This is a genomic window from Collinsella aerofaciens (assembly GCF_902501475.1).
Lineage (GTDB): Bacteria > Actinomycetota > Coriobacteriia > Coriobacteriales > Coriobacteriaceae > Collinsella > Collinsella aerofaciens_AL.
Genome location: NZ_CABWIF010000033.1, coordinates 41,928 through 59,261, shown reverse-complemented (window position 1 = coordinate 59,261; position 17,334 = coordinate 41,928). Strand labels below are relative to the sequence as shown.

14 protein-coding genes are annotated in these 17,334 nt (G+C 61.3%); all 14 read left to right on the top strand.

All coding sequences use genetic code 11. The annotated features are described in order from the left end of the window. Positions 1–18: 18 nt before the first annotated feature. The 14 genes from GDJ93_RS06710 to GDJ93_RS06640 all read left to right on the top strand — a co-directional run bounded on the left by GDJ93_RS06710 (position 19) and on the right by GDJ93_RS06640 (position 17,316). Positions 19–1,122, top strand: a complete 1,104-nt coding sequence (locus tag GDJ93_RS06710) for a DnaJ domain-containing protein (protein WP_193221476.1) — start codon at positions 19–21, stop codon at positions 1,120–1,122. Positions 1,123–1,203: 81 nt separating this feature from the next. Further along, on the top strand, positions 1,204–2,352 hold the full coding sequence (gene dnaJ / locus GDJ93_RS06705; protein ID WP_152068212.1) for a molecular chaperone DnaJ: 1,149 nt from the start codon (positions 1,204–1,206) through the stop codon (positions 2,350–2,352). A gap of 9 nt (positions 2,353–2,361) precedes the next feature. Next, entirely contained in the window at positions 2,362–3,654 is a 1,293-nt protein-coding gene (locus GDJ93_RS06700; RefSeq protein WP_152068211.1) for a MiaB/RimO family radical SAM methylthiotransferase, read from the top strand. Further along, on the top strand, positions 3,635–4,621 hold the full coding sequence (locus GDJ93_RS06695; protein WP_152068210.1) for a PhoH family protein: 987 nt from the start codon (positions 3,635–3,637) through the stop codon (positions 4,619–4,621). Before GDJ93_RS06700 ends, GDJ93_RS06695 begins: the two co-directional genes overlap by 20 nt. After that, the gene (gene ybeY, locus GDJ93_RS06690) at positions 4,618–5,127 is read left to right on the top strand and encodes an rRNA maturation RNase YbeY (protein WP_152068209.1); all 510 of its coding nucleotides are present in this window, start codon (positions 4,618–4,620) and stop codon (positions 5,125–5,127) included. Before GDJ93_RS06695 ends, ybeY begins: the two co-directional genes overlap by 4 nt. A 9-nt stretch (positions 5,128–5,136) precedes the next feature. Next, positions 5,137–5,514 (top strand): diacylglycerol kinase family protein, encoded by a 378-nt coding sequence (locus tag GDJ93_RS06685; RefSeq protein WP_152068208.1) that lies wholly within the window; start codon positions 5,137–5,139, stop codon positions 5,512–5,514. A 12-nt stretch (positions 5,515–5,526) separates the two neighbouring features. Next, a complete protein-coding gene (era, locus tag GDJ93_RS06680) occupies positions 5,527–6,597 on the top strand; it encodes a GTPase Era (RefSeq protein ID WP_193221475.1) in 1,071 nt (356 codons plus the stop codon). Between the two features lie 15 nt (positions 6,598–6,612). Beyond that, on the top strand, positions 6,613–7,362 hold the full coding sequence (gene recO / locus GDJ93_RS06675) for a DNA repair protein RecO (protein WP_152068207.1): 750 nt from the start codon (positions 6,613–6,615) through the stop codon (positions 7,360–7,362). Positions 7,363–7,500: 138 nt separating this feature from the next. Beyond that, entirely contained in the window at positions 7,501–7,779 is a 279-nt protein-coding gene (gene rpsO / locus GDJ93_RS06670; RefSeq protein WP_099431792.1) for a 30S ribosomal protein S15, read from the top strand. Positions 7,780–7,929: 150 nt separating this feature from the next. Beyond that, positions 7,930–10,176, top strand: a complete 2,247-nt coding sequence (locus tag GDJ93_RS06665) for a polyribonucleotide nucleotidyltransferase (RefSeq protein ID WP_152068206.1) — start codon at positions 7,930–7,932, stop codon at positions 10,174–10,176. 652 nt (positions 10,177–10,828) lie between these two features. Next, positions 10,829–12,499 (top strand): ribonuclease J, encoded by a 1,671-nt coding sequence (locus GDJ93_RS06655; RefSeq protein WP_006235967.1) that lies wholly within the window; start codon positions 10,829–10,831, stop codon positions 12,497–12,499. Position 12,500: 1 nt separating this feature from the next. Further along, positions 12,501–15,281 (top strand): FtsK/SpoIIIE family DNA translocase, encoded by a 2,781-nt coding sequence (locus tag GDJ93_RS06650; protein ID WP_226812512.1) that lies wholly within the window; start codon positions 12,501–12,503, stop codon positions 15,279–15,281. After that, on the top strand, positions 15,281–16,792 hold the full coding sequence (locus tag GDJ93_RS06645; protein WP_152068204.1) for a helix-turn-helix domain-containing protein: 1,512 nt from the start codon (positions 15,281–15,283) through the stop codon (positions 16,790–16,792). The genes GDJ93_RS06650 and GDJ93_RS06645 overlap by 1 nt, the downstream gene beginning before the upstream one ends. Positions 16,793–16,818: 26 nt before the next feature. Continuing rightward, complete coding sequence (locus GDJ93_RS06640) at positions 16,819–17,316, top strand: YajQ family cyclic di-GMP-binding protein (RefSeq protein WP_006235971.1); 498 nt, start codon at positions 16,819–16,821, stop codon at positions 17,314–17,316. Positions 17,317–17,334 lie beyond the last annotated feature (18 nt).

The window sequence follows — 17,334 nt, the reverse complement described above, 5'->3', positions numbered from 1 at the left end:
AGCAGGAGGTTGCCGCGCATGGCGACGATGAACGAAAAAGATTACTACGAGATTCTCGGTGTCTCTAAGGACGCCACCTCGCGTGATATTCAAAAGGCCTTCCAGCAAAAGGCCCGCAAGCTCCATCCGGACGTCAACAAAGAGCCGGGTGCCGAGGAAAAGTTCAAAGAGGTTTCCGAGGCCTACGCTGTGCTTTCGGACGAGCAGAAGCGCGCACGCTATGACGCCATGCGCTCGGGTAATCCCTTTGCCGGTGCACCTTCGGCCTCGCCCTACGGTGGCGGCTATGCCGGCGGCGCTGCCTATGGCAATCCCTTTGAGGGCGGTTTTCCCTTTGGCGGCGCTTGGGGCCAGCCGCGGCGCGGGCGGGCAGCCTACAATCCCGAAAGCGGTGCCAACGTGGTCGTTGACATCAAGCTCGATGCCAAGGAGGCCAAGGGCGGTGCCCGCAAAACCGTTCGCTACACGCGATTCGATACGTGCGGACATTGCGGCGGCTCGGGCTCTGTCTCCTCCGAGCATGCCCATACCTGCCCAAGCTGCGGCGGACGCGGCCATATCGATGTGGACCTGTCCTTTCTGTTTGGTGCCGGCACGTTTCAGTCAGTTTGTCCCGAGTGCGGCGGCTCGGGCAAGGTCGTAGCCGATCCGTGCCCCGATTGCGGCGGCAGCGGTCGTACCCGCGTGACCTCCGAGCAAACGATTGAGTTTCCTGCCGGCACGCACGACGGCGACGAGGTTCGCATTAGCGGCATGGGCCACGCCGGTACCAATGGAGCCATGGGTGGTGACCTGGTCGGTCGCGCCCATGTTGAGGCCGAGCGCCTGGAGGGTAAAGCCCGTACCGGCTTTTACCTGATGGGTATCGTGGCGCCGTTTTTGGTGCTGTCGGCCATCTCGGGCGTGTTCTCGGCCTTTGCCGTGATGTGTTTTGTCCCGTTTGCCATGGGTCTGCTCATGGTGCTCTCAGACGGGATTCTTCACCGTAGCCTACTGTGGTGGAAGCGTGGCGCGATGCAGTTTGCCAACGGTTTTGCCAACGGCTTCATGTTCGCGCTCGTGTCGGTTTGGTTCGCGAGCTGCTCGCAACGGGCCATGCTTTCGCCGTATCAAATGCAATAACATCAAACCCTCTGTTTGCGGTCGGCCCAGCTTGGGTATAGGACGCACTGTGACAATAATGAAAGTCGGAAGGATTCGGTCGTGTCGGAAAATAGGGATTACTACGAGGTACTTGGCGTCGACAAGGATGCCGACGCGCGGACGATCAAGCGCGCGTTTCTAAAGAAGGCCCGTACCGTACACCCGGATGTTTCGGACGACCCCGAGGCCGAGGCCAAGTTCAAGGAACTCAACGAGGCCTATTCCGTTCTTTCCGATGAGCAGAAGCGTGCTAACTACGACCGTTACGGCACCGCCGACGGCCCTGGTGGTTCGGGCTACGTCGATATCAACGATATCTTTGGTGGCATGGGCATGGACGACTTGTTCTCGTCGTTCTTTGGCGGCGGTGCCGGCGGTGGCGCCCGCAGCCGTCGTGAGCGTCGTCGCGGACGTGACATGGCCATCTCGCTTTCGGTGACCCTTGAGGAGGCGGCGCTCGGCTGCAAAAAGGCGATCAGCTATGACCGCCTTGCTCCTTGCGAGGACTGTAATGGCACCGGTAGGGCAGAGGGCGCACAGGAAAAGCAGTGCGGCCGCTGCCACGGTACGGGCTACGTCACGACGGTTCAGCGTTCGTTCTTGGGCCAGGTTCAGTCTTCCTCGCCTTGTCCCGACTGCCATGGCGAGGGCACGGTTATCGACCATCCCTGTGAGACCTGCGACGGTCAGGGCCGCACGCCTTCGCACGAAAAGATCGACATCGATATTCCCGCCGGCGTTTCGACCGGTCGCCAGCTGCGTGTGGGCGGCTTTGGCGAGGCCGGCCTTCGCGGCGAGCCCTCGGGCGACCTGATTGTCAACGTGCGTGTTGCCGACCATGAGCGCTTTAAGCGCAACGGTGACGACCTGTACCTGGTGAGCGATATCTCGATTGCGCAGGCTGCGCTCGGCTGCGAGATCGAGGTCGAGGGCATTATGCCCGATGAGGTCGTTAAGGTGACGGTTCCCGCCGGCGCCCAGTACGGCGACACCGTGAGCGTCAATAATTACGGCATGCCGCGCATTGGCGGTGGCGGTTCGCGTGGCCGCCTGATCGTGCAGCTGCGCGTGGTCGTTCCCACCAATCTTTCCAATAAGCAACGCGAGCTGCTCCGTGCTTTTGCCGATGAGATGGGCGATGACGTCGCTTCCGGTAAGAAGTCGGTGACCGACCGTATCAAGAGTGCCCTCGACGATATCCTCGATTAAGGAGCCCGCGTGCTCGCACCCCATATTTCCGTCGTCAACCTCGGCTGCCGCGTCAACCGGGTTGAGTCTGACCGTATCACTGCCGATCTTATGCGCCTGGGATTTGCTATTGTGGAGCCCCAGGATGCCGATCTGATCGTCATTAACACCTGTGCCGTTACGGGCGAGGCCGAGGCCAAGACCCGTAAGGCCGTCCGTCATGCGCTGGCCTATCCGGGCGAGCCTTACGTGGTCGTAACCGGCTGCGTCGTCAACCTGCATCCCGAGGAGCTGCTGGAGCTTTCGGATCGCGTGATCGCCGAGCCGTCCAAGATCGATGTCGCCGATCGTGTCTGCGAGGTGCTGGGCGTTGAGTCCGATCGCGTTCCCGCCTGCAGCGATGGTGAGGTGGTCGATGCGCTCGGTCGCTCTCGCCTGGGCGTGAAGATTCAGGACGGCTGCAACCATCGCTGCACCTATTGCATTGTGTGGAAGGCGCGCGGCCCCGAGCGCTCCGTGCCCGTCGAGTCCGTGCTCGAGCAAGTTCGCGAGGCCCAGGAGGCCGGCGTGCCCGAGGTGGTGCTGACCGGTGTGAACCTGGGTGCCTACGATGGCAAGAGCGCGACCGACGAGCACGTCGAAATCGATGAGCTGCTCGAGGCCATCATGGAGCGCACGTCTATTCCGCATGTGCGCATTTCCTCGGTCGAGCCCATGGATATTTCTGAGCGCCTGCTTAAGGTTATGGCGCGCTACCCGCAGCGTATCGCCCCGTTTTTGCACCTGCCCGTGCAGTCCGGCTGCACGGCGACCCTGCATCGCATGGGCCGTCCCTATAGCGCCGAGGCCTTTGAGGACACGGTGCGTATGATTCGCGCCAACTTGCCCCAGGCGTCCCTTTCGTGCGATGTCATCGTCGGTTTTCCTGGCGAGACTGACGAGGAGTTCGAGGAGTCGCTGGCGCTGTGCCGCCGTGTGGGTTTCTCGCGTATGCACGTGTTCCGCTACAGCAAGCGTCCCGGTACCCTTGCTGCCGACATGCCCGACCAGGTGCCACCCGAGGTTATGGCCGAGCGCGGCCGCCGTATGCGGGCCGCCGCACAGGAGCTCGCTATTGCCGACGCTCGCCGTCGCGTGGGCACGGTCGAGCGTGCCGTGCTCGAGTATGGCGACAACCTGACGCTCGGCTCGTTCCATCATGCCCGTCTTGACGATACCTGTGGACTTACAGCCCCGTGCCTGCTCGATGTTGCTATCATCGGAGTCGATGATTCCGGCTTGGTCCATGCACGCAGGGAGGTTCATGGAAGCCTCGAAGATTAGACTTACCGTTCCCGAGGGAATTGCTCCCTCGCGCGTTTTGGGCGTCGGCGACGGCGTTCTTCGTGCGCTTGAGAGTTTGGTTCGCGCTCACGTGGTCGCCCGTGGCGATAGCATCGCCGTGAGCGGTGACCCGGATGAGGTCGAACTCGTGGCGCGCTTTTTCGACCATGCTTTTCGCGAGGCGGCCGCCGGGCGCACGCTGTCTGTCGACGATGTCTCTCGCTGCCTGGCCGTCTTGCGCGACGGTGAGCACGAGGCTACGTCGCTTCGCGATGACGTGCTGCTTTCGTATCGCGGCCGCGTCATTCGCCCCAAGACGCTCGGGCAAAAGCGCTATGTGGATGCCATCCGCTCGCATACCATCACGTTTGGCTTGGGTCCTGCCGGTACCGGTAAGACCTATCTGGCTATGGCGCTCGCCGTTGCCGCGCTCAAGCGTCACGAGGTGGGCCGTCTGATCTTGACGCGTCCGGTTGTCGAGGCGGGGGAGAACCTGGGCTTTTTGCCCGGTACCCTCGAGGAAAAGATCGATCCCTACATGCGTCCGCTTTACGACGCCCTTTTTGACATGATGGATCGCGAGCGCACCGATGAGCTTATGGAGCGCGGCGTGATCGAGATCGCCCCGCTTGCCTACATGCGCGGCCGCACGCTGAGTGATGACTTCGTGGTGCTCGACGAGGCGCAAAATACCACGCCCGAGCAGATGAAGATGTTCCTGACGCGCCTGGGATTCAACTCCAAGTTCGTGATTACCGGCGACCTGAGCCAGCGTGACCTGGTGGGTCGTCGTGGTGGCTTGGCGGATGTCGAGAAGATTTTGGGCCGTGTCGATGATGTCGCATTTTCGCACCTCGAGCGTGCCGACGTGGTGCGCCATGCCCTGGTGGGTCGTATCGTCGAGGCATACGATACTTATGATGATGTGCGCGAGCAGCGCGTACGTGACCGAAAGGAGTCCCGTTGAGTGTATTGATCAGCAACGATGCCGAGCTCGATACGCTGCTCGACGCGCAGGAGGTGGAGCACATCTGCGAGGTCGTGCTTGCCGCCGAGGACGTTGAGCGTGAAGTCGAGATTTCCCTTTCGTATGTCGACGAGGACGAGATGCACGAGCTCAACCACGAGTGGCGCGGTATCGACCGCACCACCGATGTGCTCTCGTTTGAGTGCGACTCTGCCTTTGACGAGGACATTCCCGCCGACGAGACGATCGAGCTCGGCGATATTATCTTGGCGCCGCAGGTTATCGCTCGCCAGGCTCCCGGTTTTGGTAACAGTCCCGCCGACGAGTGCCGGCTGATGCTTGTGCACGGTATGCTGCACCTGCTGGGCTATGACCACATCGAGGACGACGAGGCCGAGGTCATGGAGGCCCGTGAGGATGCCATCCTGCGCGATCTGGCGCTCGAGCGCGGCGAGGACCCCAAGTTGGTCCACGTCGGTCCCATCACCAACCATGCCCACGACTAGGAGCCGTCTATGATTCCCGGATCGAACAAGGACCATCCGTCCTTTTTAAAGTCGTTCTCCTACGCCATGGAGGGCTTTGTCACCGCCGTTAAAACCGAGCGTAACATCAAGGTCATGCTCGTGGCGGGCGTGTGTACCGTCATTGCCGGCTGCATCGTCGGCCTCGACATTGCCGAGTGGGCCACGGTTATCATCTGCTGTGGCCTGGTGATTCATGGCGAGCTGTGCAATACCGCCATGGAGGCGATCGTCGACCTGGCGACCCAGGAACTTCATCCGTTGGCGAAGCGCGCCAAGGATATTGCCGCCGCCTCTGTATACATTCTTTCCATCACCGCCGCAATCGTGGGCCTGCTGGTCTTTGCCCACGCGCTTGGCTTTATTTAGAAAGGGATTTCCATGTCCGACAATATGCAGCCTACCGATGAGGTTCTGGACGACGAGGTTCTGGAAGAGGTCGAGGATGCCGATTCGCTTGACGAGGTCGAGGAAATCGACCCGTTTGAGGGTATGAGCGACGAGGAGCTCGATGCCCTATGTGACGAGGACGAGACGGCTCTGGGCTTTGGCGATGTGGAGCCCGGTTTCCGCAGCGGCTTTGTGGCCCTGGTCGGTCGTCCCAACGCCGGTAAGTCCACGCTGCTCAACGCCTGCTATGGCAAAAAGGTCGCCATTACCTCGCCGGTGGCCCAGACGACTCGCCGCCGCATGCGCGCCGTGGTTAACCGTCCCGGCTACCAGCTGGTCTTTGTCGATACCCCGGGTATTCATAAGCCCAAGGACGGTCTGGGCTCCGAGCTCAACAAAAGTGCCCTGTTCGAGCTCAACGACGTTGACGTCGTCGCGTTTTTGATTGATGCCACCAAGCCGATCGGCAGGGGAGACGCCTGGGTTGCCGAGCGCGTCAGATGCGCCCGCTGCAAGAAGGTCTTGGTGCTCACCAAGGCCGACGAGGCCGACCCCGCGCAGGTCATGGAGCAGCTCAAGGCAGCGCATGAGCTTATGGAATACGACGACGAGATCGTGACTTCGTCGGTCAAGAACTTCAACGTCGACGCCTTCATCGAGACCGTTGCGCACTTTTTGCCCGAGGGCCCGCGTTGGTTCCCCGAGGACATGGGTACCGATGCTTCCGACGAGACGCTTGTCGCCGAGTTTGTGCGCGAGAAGGTCTTGCGCCGCACCCGCGACGAGATCCCTCACTCCGTTGGCGTGATCTGCGATGCGCTCGAGCAGACCAAGAAGGTGCTGCGCGTGCACGCCACCATTTACGTCGAGCGTGAGGGTCAAAAGGGCATCATCATCGGCAAGGGCGGCGAAATGATCAAGCATATCGGTATCGACGCCCGTCGCGATCTTGAGCGTATTTTTGGCACGCAGGTCTTTTTGGAGCTGGACGTGAAGGTCAAGGCCGGCTGGCGTGACGACGAGGCCCAGATTCGCCGCTTTGGCTACAACGCCGAGGACTAAGGACGCGCGGCGCGCATGGCAGGCTCCCGGACATATCGCACGAAGGTGCTCGTCCTCGATAAGACGAAGCTCAAAGAGACGGACCTGATCCTGACGATGCTTGACGAGCGGGGTCGGCAGGTTCGTGCCGTGGCAAAGGGCGCCCGCAAACCCGGTGGGCGCCTGGCTGCGCGCTGCGAGCTGTTCTGCACCGTTGATATGCTGCTTGCGCATGGACGGTCGCTCGACGTGGTTTCCCAGGCCGAGCTTATGGAGGCTCCGCTCGGCGCTGCGCCCGATTACGAGACGACCTGCGCTGCAAGCGCGATCGCCGAGGTCGCGCGCGTATGCTCGTTCGAGGACGCCGAGGACCCGTTTACCTTTGCCATAACGCAGCGAGCACTTGCCCTGGTGGGCAGCGGGATCGACACGGCGCATATGGATCTACTTGTGGCGGCATATGTCTTTAAGCTGCTGTCGCATGTTGGCTATCGACCCGATTTTTCGGCCTGCGTGCTGTGCGGAGACCCCATGTTGTCGTATTTTTCACCCCAGGCGGGCGGTCTCATGTGCGGGTCGTGCGCGTCGAGCGTTCCGGGTGCCGAACTGGTGTCGACCGGTGAGGTCGCGTGGCTGCGCGCCCTCATATCCATGACCTTCGATGCACTCATGGTCGAGCGAATCGACCCGCATACGGCGGCGTTCTTGCTCGGGCTTTCGCATGTGTGGGCGGCGACGCACACCGATCAGCGCCTCCGTGCGATGGAATTCATGTTGGGTCGGTGATGATGCGCAGGCGCGGGCTGCTTGTGGTAACATACCGACCTGTTGGTACCTCGACCTTGGATGCTCGCTCCACCGGCGGCTTCCCAGTCCGAGGCGAATCGAGTCGCCCGCGGGCGACGTAAAACGAAAGGTGAAACAATGACTGTTTCCAAAGAGCGCAAGGCGGAGCTGACTGCCCAGTTCGGTAACACCCCGGTCGACACCGGCAACCCCAAGGTTCAGGTCGCTATCCTGACTGAGCGCATCAAGGAGCTGACCGAGCACATGAAGTCCCACCAGAAGGACTTCCACACCCGTCGTGGCCTGCTCATGCTCGTCGGCCGTCGTCGTCGTCTTCTCTCCTACATCAAGAAGAACGACATCGTCGAGTACCGTGAGCTCATCAAGGCTCTGGGCATCCGCGACAACATCCAGTAAGGATTTGTACATGCTAAGAGCGTCCTGCGCAGCGGGGCGCTCTTTTTGTGTAAGGGCGTGAACAATCACGCTCTGAAGCGTGGCGGGGGCAGGGGGCCCGCGTCACATGAGAAGCCCGCAGGCAAGGGGCCTGTGGGGTAAAGGAGAACAATGACACTCGTATCCAAGACCTTTGAGCTGTACGGCAAGACCTACACCTTTGAGTCCGGCGAGCTTGCCAAGCAGGCCACCGGTGCCTGTCTGGTCAAGCAGGGCGACACCACGATGCTCGATACCGTGGTCGTCTCCAAGGAGCGTAAGAACTACGACTTCTTCCCGCTGACCGTCGACTTCAACGAGAAGATGTACGCCGCCGGCCGCATCCCTGGTGGCTACCTCAAGCGTGAGGGCCGTCCCAGCGAGAAGGCCACGCTCACCGCGCGCATGATCGACCGTCCGATTCGCCCGAGCTTCCCGGACGGCTTCCGCAACGAGGTGCACATCGTCGCCACCTCGCTCGTCGCCGACCAGGTCAACCCCTTCGACGTCATCAACGTCATGGGTGCTTCCCTGGCCATGACGCTCGGCGGCGTGCCCTTCGAGGGCCCGCTTGCCTGCGTGCGCATCGGCCGTAACGTGGAGACCGGCGAGTTTATCGTCAACCCCACCTATGAGGAGCGCGAGAACTCCGATCTGGACCTGGAGCTGGGCGGCTCTGCCGACTTCATCTCGATGGTCGAGGCCGGTGCCGTTGAGATCTCCGAGGACGACATGCTTGCCGCCATGAAGTTTGGCCAGGAGGCCCTTGCTGCTTTCTGCCAGGCTCAGGACGAGTTCGTCGCCGAGTGGGAGCAGGTCAACGGCCCCATCGTCAAGAAGGAGTACCCGCTCGATCAGCCCGTCGAGGAGGTCCAGGAGCGCATCTTCGCCCACTACGACGAGATGGCAGCCGCCCTGCGCGACGCCGACAAGCTTTCCCGTATCGGCAAAGTCGAGGCTCTGAAGGAGTCCATCCGTGCCGAGTTCACCGAGGAGGAGCAGGCCGCTTGGGAGCGCGAGATCCCCGTGGCGCTCAAGAAGCTCGAGAAGAAGGCCATGCGCACCATGGTCGTCGAGACCGGCGAGCGCGTCGACGGCCGTGCCGCCGACGAGATCCGTCCCATCATGGTGAAGGACAACTACCTGCCGCTCGTTCACGGCTCCGGTCTGTTCCAGCGTGGCCAGACCCAGGTGCTTTCCGTCCTGTCGCTCGGCATGCTCAACGAGGGCCAGCGTCTGGATACCATCGAGCCCACCGAGGGCAAGCGCTACATGCACCACTACAACTTCCCGCCTTTCTGCACCGGCGAGACCGGCCGCATGGGTAGCCCCAAGCGCCGCGAGATCGGTCACGGCAACCTGGCTGAGCGCGCTCTGCTTCCGGTGCTTCCCGACGAGAACGAGTTCCCCTACGCCATCCGCGTCGTCTCCGAGGTCATGGAGTCCAACGGCTCCTCTTCGATGGCTTCGACCTGCGGCTCCACGCTCGCCCTTATGGACGGCGGCGTGCCCATTAAGCGCCCGGTCTCCGGTATCGCCATGGGCCTGATCCAGGAGGAGGGCAAGACCGTGGTCCTGTCCGACATCCAGGGTCTCGAGGACTTCCTGGGCGACATGGACTTTAAGGTCACCGGCACCACCGAGGGCATCACCGCCCTGCAGATGGACAACAAGGCCACCGGCCTCACCTTCGATATCCTGGCCCGCGCTCTGCAGCAGGCCAAGGAGGGTCGCGCCTTCATCCTGCAGAAGATGCTCGATGTTATCCCCGAGCCGCGCCACACCACGCGCAGCACCGCTCCGCGTATCGTCTCCATCCAGGTTCCGACCGACAAGATCCGCGACGTCATCGGTTCCGGCGGTAAGGTCATTCGCGGCATCCAGGACGAGACCGGCGCTTCGGTTGACATCCAGGAGGACGGCACCGTCTTCGTCGGCGGCACCGGCGAGTCCGTGGACCAGGCTGTCGAGCGCATCAAGCTCATCATCAAGGTTCCCGAGCCGGGCGAGGAGTACACCGGTCGCGTGGTCTCCATCCAGCCCTTCGGCGCCTTCGTCAACCTGCTGCCCGGCAAGGACGGCCTGCTGCACATCTCCCGCGTCGCCAAGGGCCGCGTGGAGAAGGTCGAGGACGTCCTCAACGTCGGCGACGAGGTCAAGGTCGTCGTCATCGAGGTCGACGATCGCGGCAAGATCTCGCTCGATCGTCTTGACAAGCCCGAGGCCCCGGCTCGCGCCGAGGGTGCCTCCGAAGGCGACGGCGAGCACTTCCAGCGCCGTGAGCGTCCGCGTCGCGAGCGCTCCGAGCGCAGCGACCGTCCGCGCCGTCCCGGCGACAACGGAGGCCGCAAGCCCCGCCGCCACCACGACGCCGAGTAACAGCTAAACATAAGCAGCTCAACAAGGGCGACTCCGTACAGGGGTCGCCCTTTTGCTATTCCCGGCGGGGTCCGCGGACAAAGTTTCCTGCTCTACAGTCCTGCTCACGACGGAGGCCACATTAAGTGGCCTCCTGTTCGTGCGGAACTCGCGATAAACTTTATCCGCGGACCCCGCCGGGAATAGCAAAAGGGCTGGTTGGTGCGGGTTTCGATTTTGTCAGACAGTCTATTCAGTTATCTGAATTTAGATCTTTAGATAAACGCATGTGCGGCATTTTCCCAGATAAAACCGACCAAAATAAACCTGTCCCTATTTGTCAGGTCTGGGCCCATCGGGGGCCGGGGCGGGTTAAGTTTGTCGCGAGTTCCGCACGCAAAGGAAAGCACTTAATGTGCTTTCCGTCTTGCGCAGGACTGTAGAGCAGCAAACTTAACCCGCCCCGGCCCCCGATGGGCCCAGACCGGCGGGATGGACCAGTTCAGATGGGGCTTTGATGCATGGGTGGTCTGTTGGTGGGCAAATGGGTATCATACTGTGGTTACTGCGTCGACTCTGTGATGCATGTTGTACGTTCCCGGCGGTCGGTTTGCCAGAAGCGCCCCGCCGGTTGTTCCAGACCCGTTTCGAAGAAAGGAAACCACACTAACCTATGGCAGCTAAAAAATCATCTCCCTTGAAGATCATTCCGCTCGGCGGCCTTGACGGCATCGGCAAGAACATGACGGTCTTCGAGTGCGGCGACGACATGGTGCTCGTCGATGCCGGTCTCATGTTCCCGGATGACTCCCAGCCCGGTATCGACCTGGTGCTTCCTGACTACACCTATGTCCTGGAGAACGAGGAGAAGCTCCGCGGTATCGTCGTCACCCACGGCCACGAGGACCACACTGGTTCGCTTCCGTATCTGCTACAGGACCTCAACAATAAGGTGCCCATCTTCTCGAGCAAGCTGACGCTTGGCTTTATCGAGGGCAAGCTTTCTGAGTTCCGCATCCGCGCACCCAAGTTCCGCGAGGTCAAGGGCGGAAGCCATGTCAACCTCGGCGGCATCTCGCTCGACTTCTTCTCGATGACGCACTCCATCCCCGGCGCTCTGGGCGTGTTCATCCGCACCAACCAGGGCACCGTTATGCACACCGGCGACTTTAAGCTCGACCAGACGCCCATCGACGGCGTCACGCCCGACTATGCCGCTATCAGCCGCTTTGCCAAGCAGGGCATCGACCTGCTGCTTTCCGACTCCACCAATGCCACGGTTCCCGGCTTTACCAAGTCCGAGGCCGAGGTTGGTCCCAACCTGCTGCATGCCATCAAGAACGCCCCGGGTCGCGTGTTCGTCGCTTCGTTCTCGAGCCATATCCATCGTTTGCAGCAGATCTGCGATGCCGCCCGCAAGTGCGGCCGTAAGGTCGTTGTGACCGGTCGCTCCATGCTCACCAACACCCGCGTCGCGCGCGAGCTGGGCTACCTCAACATCGACGATGCCGATATCATCGATGCCTTCGATATCGATAACCTGCCCGACGACAAGATCGTCGTCATGTGCACCGGTTCGCAGGGCGAGCCGCTGTCGGCCCTGTCCCGCATGGCCAATGGCGAGCACAAGACGCTCTCTATCCACGAGGGCGATACCGTCATCCTCTCGGCAACTCCCGTTCCCGGCAACGAGAAAGCCGTCCAGCAGGTCGTCAACAGCCTGGCCAAGCTCGGCTGCGACGTGTGGGATAAGAACCGCGCTCTTGTTCACGTCTCGGGCCACGGCAGCCAGGAGGAGCTTAAGCTCCTGATGGCCATGGCCAAGCCCACGTACTTTATGCCGGTTCACGGTGAGGCCGTGCATCTGCGCGCTCATGCCCAGCTGGCCCGCAAGATGGGCATCAAGGACGATCATATCTTTATCCTCGATAACGGCGACACGCTCGAGATGCGCGGTGGTATCGTCAAGCGTGGTACGCCCGTCGAGTCCGGCGTCGTCTACGTCGACGGCCTGCGTATCGGCGATACCGACCCCATCGTCCTGCGCGATCGTCAGAAGCTCGCCAATGACGGTATGGTTACCGCTGTTGCCATCGTCTCGCTCAAGCACAAGAAGATCGAGGCCATCGAGTTCTCGGGCCGCGGCGTCTCGTTTGCCATCGACGACCAGTTCTCTGAGGATGCCTCCGCGTCCATCATGAAGACGATCGAGAAGGGCAAGTTCAGCTTTACGAGCAGCGGCTCCGATGCCATTCGCAAGGCCGTGCGCGACTCGCTCTCTAACTTTATCTGGAGTCGTACGCGCACCCGTCCGATGATCATCCCGGTCGTCATGGAGGTTTAGTTTGGCGCGCGGATCTGCACAAAACGCCAAAGGTAATAAGGCCAATAACCAACCGGCATCTGCTAAGGGTGCCGGTTCCCATCTTCGTGCCAATAAGGGCCACGAGGCCGACTTCGACGATTTTGAGCCCCTGGTCGAGCCCTCGGCCAACCGCGATATTGCCGGCGTGGTCATCGCCGTTTTGGCGATTGCGTCCTTCATTGCCGTGATTTCTCCGGCGACCGCACCCGTTACGGCTGCGGTTGCCGGTTTCTACCACCTGGGCTTTGGTCTGGGCGCCTACGTGCTGCCGATCGTCATTTTGCTGTTTGCCGCCACGCTCTTTTTAGGCGAGGACTCGCCGCTCAACATTCGCTCGGTCGCGGGCGGAGCCGTGGTCTTTATCGCCGTTGTCTCCATTCTTTCTCTGATGGTGCCGGGTACGAGCGACTCGTGTGACCTTATGTTCACGCCGCAAAATCTGTCCGCCTCGGGTGGCTACATCGGTGCGTTTATTGCGAGTGCGCTACAGAATGCCCTGGGTAAGCCTATCGCGATGGTGGTCCTGTTGGGTCTGGCCGTCGTTGGTTTTGTCATCATCGGCTTTTCGGTGGGTGGCGTGCTGCGCTCTGCTCGCGACCGCGCGGCCGATTTTGCCGAGCGCCGTCGTGCCGATGTTAACGCGAGCCCGTGGGGTGACGACGAAGCCCTGTCGGTGCCCGGCGTTGCCCGTCCGCACCTGAGCATTCTTCGTCAAAAGGGCTCCGATGCTGCCGTGACCACGGTTATGGGCAACGATGTGGACCCGGTTTTGGACGATGACGACGAGGACGAGAATCCGTTTGTCGACGTGTCCGATGCCGTGGAGGCCGAGCGCGCTAAGACGACGCTGCTGCCGCGCCGTCATGTCAAGAAGGGCAAGGCCACACCCAAGTTGAATACAAGCGAGCCCGACCCGTCTTGGTCCGATAGCGAGATTGAGCTCACTGAGGGCGATGACGAGGACGACGAGGCTCCGATTGAGACCGCAAAGACAACTTTGCTGCCGCGTCGCCATGCAAAGCGCGACCAGGTAACCGGTCAGCTTTCGATGGAAGACGACCCCGATAACATTGACGAGTCCGAGCCGCCGTTTGCCGTGAATCCTGTCTCGGCAGCACCTCAGATTCCCGACTTCTTGAAGCATCCCAAGGTTGCCGATACGGCTGTCGCGGGCGCTGCCGAGGCGCCTACTTCTAGCGATGGGGGAGCGGTCAATGCCCCCGCGGATAACGAGGGTGAAGAAGAGGATGGCCTTAAGTTTCCGCCGCTCGAGATCCTGCGCGCCAACCCGCAGTCGGCGTCCTCCGCGTCTTCTGACAAGGAGCTGGAACAGACTGCCGAGTCGCTTCAGTCCACGTTGCTTGAGTTTGGCCGCAGTGCCCGCGTGGTCGGCTGGATCGCCGGCCCCACGGTGACGACCTTTAAACTGCAACCTGGCGAGGGCGAGCGCGTGAGCAAGATCTCGAGCCTCGAGGACGATATCGCGCTTTCGCTCGCTGCCCAGTCGGTGCGTATCTTTGCCCCGATCCCCGGCACCTCGCTCGTGGGCATCGAGATTCCCAATCGCAAGCGCCAAAACGTCAATTTGGGCGACGTGCTGCCCTATGTGAAGGGCGGTCCGCTCGAGCTGGCCATCGGCCGCGATGCCGAGGGCACGCCGGTTGTCGCCGACCTCGCCAAGATGCCCCACCTGCTTATTGCCGGTACGACCGGTTCTGGTAAGTCGGTGATGATAAATTCCATCATCACGACCCTGCTCATGCGCGCCCTTCCCGAGGATGTTCGCCTGATCATGGTCGACCCCAAGCGCGTCGAGCTTGCGGGCTATAACGGTCTGCCGCATCTTTACGTGCCTGTAGTGACCGAGCCCAAGCAGGCCGCGAGCGCTCTGCAATGGGCCGTGTCCGAGATGGAGCGTCGCCTGAAGGTCTTCGAGCGTCTTAACGTGCGTAAGATCTCGACCTACAACGAAAAGCAGGCCGCCGGCGAGTTTGAGCATTACGACAATCCGCCGCAAAAGATGCCCTACCTGGTCATCATCATTGACGAGCTCTCGGACCTGATGATGGTCGCCGGTAAGGATGTCGAGGCCTCGATCGTACGTATCGCCCAGCTGGGCCGTGCCGCCGGTATTCATCTTATCGTGGCCACGCAGCGCCCCAGTTCCAATGTGGTGACGGGCCTTATCAAGGCCAACATCACCAACCGCATCGCCTTTAACGTCGCCACGGGCATCGACTCGCGCGTCATCATCGACCAGATGGGTGCCGAAAAGCTCACCGGTTTGGGCGACATGCTGTTCTCCAAGGTCGACTGGGGCAAGCCCCGCCGTATTCAGGGCTGCTTTGTCTCGGATGACGAAATCAACGAGATTGTCGAGTTCGTCAAGTCGCAGAGCGAGCCCGACTACCACGAGGAGATCCTGTCTGCCGTGGCGCCCGCTTCCATGTCCATGGCGGGTGGCGGCGGCATTGTCCGTACCGGAGTCGCCGAGCCGCAAGACGATGATCCGCTCATCTGGGAAGCCGCCCATATTGTGGTGGATTCGCAGCTTGGCTCCACATCTGGCCTGCAACGCCGCCTGAAGGTTGGCTATGCGCGTGCCGGGCGTATTATGGACATGCTGGAAGAAAAGGGTGTCGTCGGCCCGCCCGACGGTTCCAAGCCGCGCGAGGTCCTGTTGGACGAGGAGGGGCTTGCCGCGCTGGAATCTGTCGACGCCGAGATGGCACGTGAAGATCGTGAGTTTGGAGGATTCTGATGGCTGCACGCTTTGGTGACATGCTGCTCGAGCAGCGTCGCCGAATGGGCCTTTCCATTCAGCAGGTCGCCAACACCATCAAAATCAGGCCGCAGATCATCGAGTTTTTCGAGACCGGTAACTTTGCTTCGATGCCGCCGCGCGGCTATGCGCAGGGCATGATTTCGAGCTATGCTCGCTTTTTGGGCCTCAATCCGCGCGAGGTCGTCAATGCCTACTTTGACGACCTGATGGCATACGAACGCGAGACGTCGCAGCAGGGCGGTCGTTTTCAGGACGCCGCCGGCTACGTCAATTCGCGTTCCTCGGTCGACAACGGGCGCTTCCTGATGGTTCAGGGCGGTCGTTCGACCCGCTATGGACAGCGTCCTCAGCAGGCCGGTTATATTACCGAGACGGGTTCGGGTGAGGAGATTCGCTCACAGCGTGACCGGTTCCGCAGTACGCCGATGCCCGAGGACCGTGCACTTCCCGCTGCCCGCGGCGTGGCGCGTGACCCTCGTGCCGGCTACGGCGACGGCGGCTATTCCGATCGCGGTTACCGTGGTGCCTCCACCGGACGCTCTCGCGGTGGCTATGCGGATGCCGATACCACGCAGGTGACGCCGCGTCTTCGCTCTCAATCACAGCCGTATGGCCAGCGCTCTTCGGCTCCGCGTTCGGGCCAGCGTGGCTATCAAGGCCGCGGTGAACTTGCGCCCCGCTCGGGTCAGCGCAGCCTTCAGGGCCAGGGTGGCTATCGCGGCCGTTCCGATAGCAATCGTGGTCGTATGCCTCAGGGAGGCGGCCGCAGCAGTTCCAGTCGTGGACGCGGCGGATCACGTACTCCTCAAAACAACGGGCTCGATCCGCGTATCGTCTACGCCGGCATCGGTGCCGTTGCGCTGCTGTTGATTGTGCTCATCGTGGTGCTTCTGCGTGGCTGCGCATCTTCGGCGCCCGAGAACACGCCCGAGACGCCCACTGCTACCAAGATGCCGACCAAGAAGTCTTCTAAGAAGACCGAAACGGTCGACGAGGACGATGACACCGATGAGGCGACGGATGAGTCGACTGATTCGGACGCTACCAAGACGACGGCCAAGAAGGAAGAGAACGAGGTCACGAAGGTCAAAGTCTCCGTTGCCAAGGGAAAGACCGCGTGGATTGAGGTCAAGGTTGACGGCAAGTCGGTCTATGGCGCCCAGGCGACTGGCCCCTTTGAGCAGGAGTACACGCCCGAGTCTTCGATCGAGATCACCACGTCCAAGCCTTCCGATGTCACCGTTATCAAGAACGGTGAAAAGGTTCGTTACGATACCAAGACCTCGGGCGTGGCGCGTGTGACGATCACCGTTCCCAAGAAGGAGACGTCTGATTCCGAGAATGGTGAAAGTTCTGATGGTACCGACACCACCGATGGTACCGATACCACCGACGGTACCGATGCCCAGTCCACGGATGGCGCCGATACCGCAACTGACGGTCAGACACCCACCGATTCTACCGACAATTCGTACGATAGCTACTAGGCCGCTCGTACGCGAAAGGAAACATCATGGCTAAAGATTCCAGCTTCGACGTCGTGTCCGAGGTCAACATGCAAGAGGTCGACAACGCCTTCCAGCAGACCACGCGCGAGATTTCCCAGCGCTATGACCTTAAGGATTCCGGCGCCACGATCGAGCTTTCGAAGGGCGACAAGCTCTTTACGATCAACGCCCCGGCCGACTTTGTCTCCAAGCAGATTGTCGACGTGCTGAGCTCCAAGCTCATCAAGCGCGGCATCGACCTCAAGGCTGTCTCGTGGGATGCTCCGCAGGCGGCATCGGGCGGCACCGTGCGCGTGCTCGGCCATATCGTCGAGGGTATCGACCAGGCGACCGCCAAGAAGATCAACAAGGACATCAAGGATCAAAAGCTCAAGGTCAAGGTGACCATCGAGGCCGACAAGCTGCGTGTTTCCTCTGCTTCGAAGGACGCGTTGCAGACCGTGATCCAGTTCCTGCGCGACCAGGACTACGGCCAGCCGCTGCAGTTCACCAACTACCGCTAATATCAATCGAAAGGACTG